At 69.3% G+C, this 8373-nt stretch carries 9 protein-coding genes; 4 read left to right on the top strand and 5 right to left on the bottom strand.

The features are described from left to right. Positions 1-1657 (top strand): serine/threonine protein kinase (locus D7V93_RS31210; RefSeq protein ID WP_147451428.1); only part of this gene is annotated, 1657 nt, incomplete at its 5' end. A gap of 11 nt (positions 1658-1668) precedes the next feature. Further along, positions 1669-2151, top strand: a complete 483-nt coding sequence (locus D7V93_RS31215) for a DUF2381 family protein (protein WP_120646857.1) — start codon at positions 1669-1671, stop codon at positions 2149-2151. 197 nt (positions 2152-2348) lie between these two features. Here D7V93_RS31215 and D7V93_RS31220 read toward each other — a convergent pair whose 3' ends face one another. Together D7V93_RS31220 and D7V93_RS31225 are read right to left on the bottom strand one after the other, a co-directional pair. After that, a complete protein-coding gene (locus D7V93_RS31220; RefSeq protein WP_208723213.1) occupies positions 2349-2699 on the bottom strand; it encodes a nuclear transport factor 2 family protein in 351 nt (116 codons plus the stop codon). A gap of 114 nt (positions 2700-2813) precedes the next feature. Further along, the gene (locus D7V93_RS31225; RefSeq protein ID WP_120646859.1) at positions 2814-3647 is read right to left on the bottom strand and encodes an oxidoreductase; all 834 of its coding nucleotides are present in this window, start codon (positions 3645-3647) and stop codon (positions 2814-2816) included. 87 nt (positions 3648-3734) lie between these two features. On the opposite strand from D7V93_RS31225, the gene D7V93_RS31230 reads away from it, so the two are divergent. After that, on the top strand, positions 3735-4640 hold the full coding sequence (locus tag D7V93_RS31230; RefSeq protein WP_120646860.1) for a LysR family transcriptional regulator: 906 nt from the start codon (positions 3735-3737) through the stop codon (positions 4638-4640). 10 nt (positions 4641-4650) lie between these two features. On the opposite strand, the gene D7V93_RS31235 is transcribed toward D7V93_RS31230, so the two are convergent. Together D7V93_RS31235 and D7V93_RS31240 are read right to left on the bottom strand one after the other, a co-directional pair. Then, the gene (locus tag D7V93_RS31235; RefSeq protein ID WP_120646864.1) at positions 4651-5481 is read right to left on the bottom strand and encodes a DUF5131 family protein; all 831 of its coding nucleotides are present in this window, start codon (positions 5479-5481) and stop codon (positions 4651-4653) included. A gap of 49 nt (positions 5482-5530) precedes the next feature. Further along, positions 5531-6175, bottom strand: a complete 645-nt coding sequence (locus D7V93_RS31240; protein WP_120646861.1) for an START domain-containing protein — start codon at positions 6173-6175, stop codon at positions 5531-5533. A gap of 161 nt (positions 6176-6336) precedes the next feature. Between D7V93_RS31240 and D7V93_RS31245 the strand changes: the two genes are divergently transcribed. Continuing rightward, positions 6337-7830, top strand: coding sequence for an HAD-IG family 5'-nucleotidase (locus D7V93_RS31245; protein WP_120646862.1), 1494 nt, complete (start codon positions 6337-6339; stop codon positions 7828-7830). A gap of 37 nt (positions 7831-7867) precedes the next feature. Here the strand turns inward: D7V93_RS31245 and D7V93_RS31250 are convergent. Further along, on the bottom strand, positions 7868-8373 hold a 506-nt coding region (locus D7V93_RS31250; protein ID WP_208723214.1), incomplete at its 5' end, for a DUF2267 domain-containing protein.

Consider the following 8373-nt stretch of genomic DNA (forward strand, 5'->3'; position numbering starts at 1 on the left):
GGGGACGTTGGGGGTCGGCGGGTACGGCGCCGTCTATCGGGTGGAGCCGCTGGATGCGCCGGGCCGGAGCTTCGCGCTCAAGCTCTCCCTGCACCCGGACCCGGCGCGGGCGCTGCGGGAGATGGCGCTGCTGCTGGACCGGGCGTGGCATCCCCACGTCGTCCGCGTCCACGCCACCGGGCGCTGGCCCGACCCTGTCGACGGGCTGCCCTACTTCGTCATGGACTTCATCGAAGGCATGGCGCTCCACACCTGGGCGGAGACGTTCAACCCCACGTTCCGGCAGCTCGCGATGGTGGGGGGGTCGGTGGCGATGACGCTCGACGTGTTGCATGCGCGGGGCGTGCTGCACCGGGACCTCAAGCCGGAGCACATCCTCATCCGTGAGCCGGGCCACGTGCCGGTGCTCATCGACTTCGGCGCCGGGGACCAGATGGGGTCCACGACGCTGACCACCACCACCCTGCCCCCGGGCACGCTGCACCTGCGCAGCCCGGAGGCCATCCGCTTCCAGCAGCTCCACTGGCGGCAACCGGAGCTGCGGTATCCGTACACGGAGTCGGATGACCTCTACGCGCTGGGTGTGTGCCTGTACCGCGCGGCCACCGGACACCCTCCATTCTCCCCCGAGCTGGCGCCGGACCTGCTCACCGTCGTCATCACCACGCGGCCGCCGCCGTCACCCCGGGCCATCAATCCGCAGGTCCCGGAGCCGTTCGCCCGGGCCATCCTGCGGCTCCTGAAGAAGGCGCCGGAGCAGCGGCCTCGCACAGGCGTTCAGGCGCATGCGGAGCTGATGGAGGCCCTGCTCTCCGACGGTGACGCGTTCGAGGCGCGGCTCTTCGAAGAGGCCTCCGACCGCATCCGGCGCCCCGCGTGGCCGTCACAGCCCTATCCCGCGTCGGTGACGGAACCCATGGCACCGCCCGCGCCGCACGCCTCGAGTCGGATCCACATGCTGGGTCTGACGGCGTGCCTGGGGCTGGTGTTGGCGGGAGCTGGGACCTGGAGGGTCCTGGCCCATACAACCCCCAGGGTCCAGGACATGGCCTCCACCTCCACGGGTCATAAATTGGCGATCGAGCCGGAGCGCCCGCAAAGTGTTCCAGTCGCTCCCCCGCCTCCCGAGGTACACGCCGCCGTGACTCCCAAGCCGCCCGCTCCGTCCCCGAAGTCAGGCCGTTCACTCAAGCCCGCCGCGCTCGCCGCGTGTATGGGATTGGCCTGCGCCACCGGTGCGCCCCTGGTGGATCGTCCGCAGCCACCCTCCGAGGACTGCCCGGCGGCGGCGATTGAAGCCATGGAGAAGCTGGGCATCGCCGAGGTCATGTGGGACGCCGAGTTCGACCACAAGTTCGCAAACAAGAATGTGACTGTTCGGGAGGGACGGGCCACCGCGTACACCTCTCAGAGTTGGGGGCGTGTGAGTGCTGGTACCAAGCTGACGGGAACGGTCTATGTCGGCGCCCAGCGGGTCTACGGGCGCTTCACCCAACTGCGGCACAAGAAGACCGGCGAGACCCATCCCGTCTGTATTGAGCTCGTAACGGTGGAGGACGGTCTGACAGGACTCCCTCGCCTCAAGGGCGGCGATGAAGACACGGCGATCCTCTCCAACGAAATTACCATTCGGAGCGTGCTTCGCTACGACGATTAGTCGGAAGGCCCATGCTCCTGTTCCTCCTTCCGCTTCTTGCGACCGCAGATGCCGTGGCTCCCGAACCACCCCAGACGTGTCAGCCCCTCGTGGGCATCTCCACGCTGCTGTCCGAAGGACTGCTGGATCGAAGGGGAATCAAGACCCTGAGGCTCCAGGTTCCTGACCCGCCAGCTCCTGCGAGTGAAGCAGGGATTCTTCACATCGGGAGCTTCCGCTCCGTTCAGCGCGTTGCGCTGCTCATCGAATTCTCCGAAGGGGCGTCGCTGTCGGGCAGGCCCTTTCGGGCAACCCTGAGCGCTCCGGGTCTTCAAGCCCTGACGGTCGTGCAGGTGCTTCAGGTTGATCCGACGCCGGAATATGAAAAGACACGGATCATCGTGGAGGCAGCGGCGACGGTGACGAACGCCCGCGGCGTCTACACGTTGGAGCTCCAGGACGCGGAGGGCAGACGACTCCTCGTCCTGCCCGGGGTGCGATTTCCGCCCGCCTAGCTCGGGGTAAGCCGCTTCGATATCTCGGGTCTGACTGGCAGGCCCCAGCTCCCCCGAGTGGGACCTGGCCAGTCAGACCCGAAACCCATGCCGGTTCTGGCGGGTGGGCGCCTTGCGAAAGGCCTCCAAATTGCCCTCCCCCAAATCAAGAGAGCCCGTGAGCCGGAGAGTCATGCAAAAAATCTTCGGGTTCCCCGTCAGCGCTTCTCCAGGAGGGGGCGGGGGTCGAAGGTGACACGGATGCGGGTGATGCGGCCGTTCTCGACGTGGCTCCAGTTCGCCACCGGCACCGGCGCCCGCTCGGAGGGGTGGATCTCGAACCAGGTCAGCACCTCGTCGCCGTCCACGAAACGGTGCACCACCGTCACCTGGGGCGACACCTTCCACATGCCGTTGACGAGCCCCTTCACGCAGGCATCCGCACCGTCCGCCGTGCCGAGCGCGCCGACGAAGCTCACGTCGGGCGCGAGCGTGCTCCGCAACATCGCCTCATCCTTCGTACTCCACGCATCGAAGTACGCCTTCACCACCTCCGCGGGACTCTTCACGTTCGACCTCCTCGGTGCTCGACGGTTGTGCCCATCGAAGATGGACACGACCATCACCCCTGGCACTGACAGCCCTGTGTCAGGTTTGCGCGCGGCGCGCGCCTTCGCCTCCGCTCAGAACGCGGTGCCGCGCGCGATCTGCTCCGTGCGCTCCACGTCCGCCAGCACCTGCGCGAACTTCTCGCGGATCGCGTCGGGTGCGTCCAGCCCCAGCGGGAGGCGCAACGTCGGCACTCCCGCCAGGACCGCATCCACGATGGCGCGCGCGGCCTTGTCAGGGTCGCCGGGCTGCGTGCCATTCGACTGCGTCGCGAACGTGCGCGTCAGTCCGACCGTCGGGGCGTACTCCGCCATCGCCGGCAGCGCCCGGTACGACGCGCCGAGCAGCTTCGTGCGGAACATGCCCGGCTCGACGATCAGCACCTTCACACCGAGCGGCCCGACCTCCTTCGCCAGCGACTCGGACAGCGCCTCCAGCGCATGTTTCGCCGCGCTGTACGCGCCCGTGCCCGGGTGCGTGGTGATGCCCGCCACGCTCGTGAGCTGCACGATGGTGCCCGAGCGACGCTCGCGCATGTGCGGGAGCACGGCCCGCGTCACCGCCACCGCGCCGAAGAACAGCGGCTCGAACGCGGCCCGCAGCTCCTCGTCGCTCGTCTCCTCCACGGCGCCGAGCAGGGTGTAGCCCGCGTTGTTCACCAGCACGTCGATGCCGCCGAAGCGCTCCGTCGCCGCCGCGACAGCGCTCCGGACCTCGTCAGCCTTCGTGACATCCAGCCGGACCGCGAGGACGCGGTCGGGGGCGCGTGCCACCAGGTCCTCCAGGGACCGGGGATCCCTTGCCGTCGCGACGACGCGCTCCCCCCGCGCGAGCGCCTCCTCCACGATGCTGCGACCGAACCCCGACGACGAACCCGTGACGAACCAGACCCTGCCCTGTGCGTTCATGACTGCCTCCATGACCCACAAGCTACGGTCGGGCACTCCGCGCCGAAATGCGTCGTATCTGCATGCGCTTTGTAGCTACGCTAAAGAATGCGTGACGACCTCTCAGGCATCACAGCGCTGCTCGCGGTGGCGGAGAAACGGAGCTTCACCGTCGCGGCGACGCAACTGGGGGTCACCCCCTCGGCGGTGAGCCAATCCCTCCGGGCCCTCGAGGAGCGCGTCGGCGTGCGGCTCCTCCAGCGCACCACGCGCAGCGTCGGGCTCACCGAGGCGGGCGCGCACTTCCTCTCGCGGCTCCAGCCCGCGATGAAGGGCGTGCACGAAGCGTTCGAGTCGCTGGGCGAGCTGCGCGACCGACCCGCGGGCACCCTGCGCCTGACCGTGCCGCGCTACGGCTACCAGGAGGCGCTCGCGCCCCGCCTCGCGGGGTTCCTCGCGGCCCATCCGGACATCCAGATGGACATCCAGGTGGACGACGCGCTCATCGACATCGTCAAGCAGGGCTTCGACGCGGGCCTCCGCATTGGCGAGCTCATGGAGCGCGAGATGATCGCCGTGCAGGTGAGCGACGACATCGCCATGGCCGTGGTGGGCTCACCGTCGTACTTCGCGACACGCGGCAAGCCCAGACACCCGCGTGACCTGCGCGAGCATGACTGCATCAACTACCGCAGTCGAACGAATGGGAGCGTCCACCGCTGGGAGCTGCTGGACAAGGGAAGGCGGATCGAGGTCGCGGTCGAAGGGCGCGTGTGCCTGGACGACGTGGACTTCATGGTGGACGCCGCGGTGTCCGGGCTGGGGCTCAGCTTCGTCCCGGAGAACCGCGTGCGGAAGCTGGTGGCGGAGAAGCAGCTCGTGCACGTGCTGGAACCGCACTGCCCCACCCTCCCGGGCTTCTTCCTCTACTACCCGAGCCGGACGCACCTCCCGCCGAAGCTGAAGGCTCTCATCGACTACCTGAAGAAGGGCCGGCGCGGCGCGGCGCGATGAACCCCTGGCTTCACGCCCCCATCGCCAGGGCCGGGGGCGTCAGCCACGGAGCCGCCAGCGCTTCGGCCTCCTCCAGCAGGCGCAGGCGCCGGGCTTCGTCCGGTACAGGTGCCACCGTGCTTCGCGGGAGCGCGTCATACGTGCGCCCGTCCAGCACCCGCCCCGTCGTCGCCTTGCGCACGCCGCCCCACTGCTTGAAGAAGAAGGCCACGCCCGCGGCATCACACTGCTCGCGCACTGAACGCACCCACGCTGGATCCAACGGCCTCGCCTTCGCGCCGCTCTCCCCGCCGACAATCACGCCGTCCACGCCCGTGAAGTCCACCTGGCCCAGGTCCTCCAGCAGCGGCTCCACCGACAGGAACCGCGTCCGCGCTGGCGCCGCCCGCAGGTGTTGCACGCGCGGCAGTCCGTAGCGCCGGTCCTCCACGCTCACGCCCCACCACACGTTTGGCAGCCTCGCCGCGAACGCGAGCCGCGTGGACAGCAACCGCTGCATCCGCTCTGAGCGCTTCGTCAGCACCTGGAACGTGTGCCAGTCCGCCAGCGCCATCACCCGCGCCACTGTCTCGATGTACGCCTCTGGCACCCCGTCCAGGAACAGGTCGCTCATCGAGTTCACGAACACGCGCTTGGATGCCTTCCAGCGCAGCGGCTCGGCGAGCTTCCCCGGAATCAACTTCAGGTCGAAGCCCTGCGTGTACGGATGCCCCGGCACGCCCCGGAACCGCTCCGCGAACGTCTCCGCGTAGCAGTGCTTGCACCCCGGGCTCAGCTTCACGCAGCCGCGCACCGGGTTCCACGTCGCGTCCGTCCACTCAATCTTGGAGTTGTCAGCCATGGCGTCCGGAGGGAACACCCAGCCCGCCCGCGTCCATCCCCCCCAGCGCCTACTTCGCCGGGGGCGTGACGGTGATCGACTTCGCGCGCTTCTCCACCGCGCGCAGCGTGTCCAACACCGCGTCCTTCTGGCCCACGTTGGCCAGGAACCCCGGGATGGAGCCCGCGGGATCCACCGTGAACTTGTACACGACCCAGGACTTCCCCTCCCCCTTCGGCTCCACCTTCCAGCTGCCCTCGTTCGTCCGCAGGCGCACCACGTCGCGGCGTGCCGGGAACGCGTCCGGCTCCGCCTTCCAGCGCTGCACGTACACGCCCGTCCCGTCCGGCGCGACCTTCGACTCCGTCACCACGTGCGAGATGTAGTCGCGCGAGGACACCACCGGCAGATCCAACCGCGTGTACGTCAGCCGCCCGCCGTCCTCCGTCTGCTTCACCACCCGCGACTCCTTCACGTACGGCATCCACAGCCGGTAGGACTCCGCGTCCTCCAGCGCCGCCTGCGCCTGCGCCGCGCTCGCCTTCATCTCCCCTTCCGCCCACACGTCCTTGGCCTTGCTGCCCGGACGCGCCCGCACCTTCACCACGTAGGGCTCCGTCGCCACCGTGTCCCACTCCTCCGCGACCGCCACGCCCGCCATCAGCAGCACCAGCGCCGCCGCCACTCCGCTCCACCTTCGCGTCATTCCCACCATGCGACTGCCCTCCGGTCGCGCGCTCCCGGTCCCCGAGGGCGCGCGTCTGTCATCCGTATCCCATCCTTCCGACACCTGGACGACCCACGTCCTGCCCGTAAACCGACGGGAATGCACGGGCCGCTCGACTTTGCCCGCGGGGCTTGGCAAGCCTGCCTCCCATGCGTCCTCATCTCCCCGGTCCCCCGCCTGAGCGTGGCCTGTTCTGCAACCGCACCCTCAACATGCGTGCCATCAAGGCCGTGGGCTACGACATGGACTACACGCTCATCCACTACCGCGTGGAGGCGTGGGAGCGCCGCGCCTACGAGTACATCCGCGACCGGCTGGTCGAGCAGGGGTGGCCCGTCGCCGACCTGACGTTCGACCCGATGCTCGCCATCCGCGGCCTCATCATCGACACCGCCAAGGGCAACCTGCTCAAGGCCAACCGCTTCGGCTTCGTGAAGAAGGCCCTCCACGGCAGCAAGCCCATGGAGTTCGACGCGCAGCGCGAGGCCTACGCCCGCACCATCGTGGACCTGGCGGACCGCCGCTGGGTGTTCCTCAACACGCTCTTCTCCCTCTCCGAGGCCTGCATCTACGCGCAGCTCGTGGACCGCCTGGACGCAGGCCAGCTCCCCGGCCCCATGGGCTACGTGGACCTCTACGAGCACGTGCGCAAGAACCTGGATGCCACGCACATGCAGGGGGCCCTCAAGGCGGAGATCATCGCGGACCCGGAGCGCTACGTCATCGATGATCCGGAGACGCCGCTCGCGCTGCTGGATCAGAAGAACGCCGGCAAGAAGCTGCTGCTCATCACCAACAGCGAGTGGGCCTACACCGAGCCCATGATGCACTTCGCCTTCGACAAGCACCTGCCCGAGGGCATGACCTGGCGCCAGCTCTTCGACGTCGTCATCGTCAGCGCGCGCAAGCCGGAGTTCTTCACCACCCGCTCCACCCTCTTCGAGGTCGTGGAGGTGGGTGGCGAGGCGCTCCTGCGTCCGCACTCGGGGCCCCTCAACCGCAACAAGCCCTACTTCGCCGGCAGCGCGCTGGAGCTGGAGCGGCACCTGGGCCTGTCCGGCGATGAGATCCTCTACGTGGGCGACCACATGTTCGGCGACGTGCACGTCACCAAGAACGTGCTGCGCTGGCGCACCGCGCTCATCCTGCGCGAGCTGGAGGACGAGGTGCGCGCCATCGCCAGCTTCCGCGCCACCGAGCTGCGCATCGGCGAGCGCATGCTCCACAAGGAGCGCCTGGAGGACGAGAGCTGCCAGGTGCGGCTGGAGTTGCAGCGGCGCCGCTACCACTACGGGCCGCGCACCGACAAGGCGGAGGCGGAGCTCGTCGCGCGCCTCACCGAGCTGCGCACGGAGCTGGAGGCCCTGGACGCCGAGATTGGCCCCATGGCCCGCGCCGCCAGCGAGATGTCCAACCCCCACTGGGGCCTGCTCACCCGCGCCGGCAACGACAAGAGCCACCTGGCGCGGCAGGTGGAGCGCTACGCGGACATCTACACGTCGCGCGTGAGCAACTTCCTGTTCGCCACGCCGTTCGTCTACCTGCGCAGCCCGCGCGGCAGCCTCCCGCACGACCCCAGCTTCCCCGGCGGCACGCCCGTGTTCCCCTCCGGGGATGGCGCGGGCACCGGGCCCGCGGAGTAGCCGGGGCCCGGGCCGCGAGTGAGACCGCCCCTGGCGCCTACTGCGTGAGGCGCCAGAGGGCCTGCAGGTCCGCGGGCAGGTTGCTGGCGACCTTGTCCGCCTCGCCCTCGGTGATCTGATCCTGGAACGCGCGCAGCACCGCGCGCACCACCAGCTCCGCGCGCTCCACGGGCATCTCCAGGTCCTCCGCCACGGACTCCACCAGCTCGTGCCGGCCGAAGCGCTGGAGCCGGGCCGGGCGCTCTTCCGGGGGCGGGAGGAAGGCCACCAGCAGTCGCGGGAGCTGGGCCTCCAGGTTGCGCGCGCCCTCCGGCAGGATGCGGCGCTCCAGGGCGCCCAGCACCGACACGGCGGCGCACTCGGCGAGGCCCGCGGGCAGGCCGCTCACCTCCGTCAGGTGGCGGAGGAACGCGGCATAGGTCGCGCGCAGGTGGGCGTCGTGGCGACGCTGGTGCCGCGCTTGCTTCTCGGTTTCGGTTTCGTGGGCCTGGGCCATGGGCACACCTCCGGTGGGGGGCTTCCACAAGCTGCTCACCCCACCCG

Origin of the sequence: Corallococcus llansteffanensis, from assembly GCF_003612055.1 — a bacterium.
GTDB classification, from domain to species: Bacteria; Myxococcota; Myxococcia; order Myxococcales; family Myxococcaceae; genus Corallococcus; species Corallococcus llansteffanensis.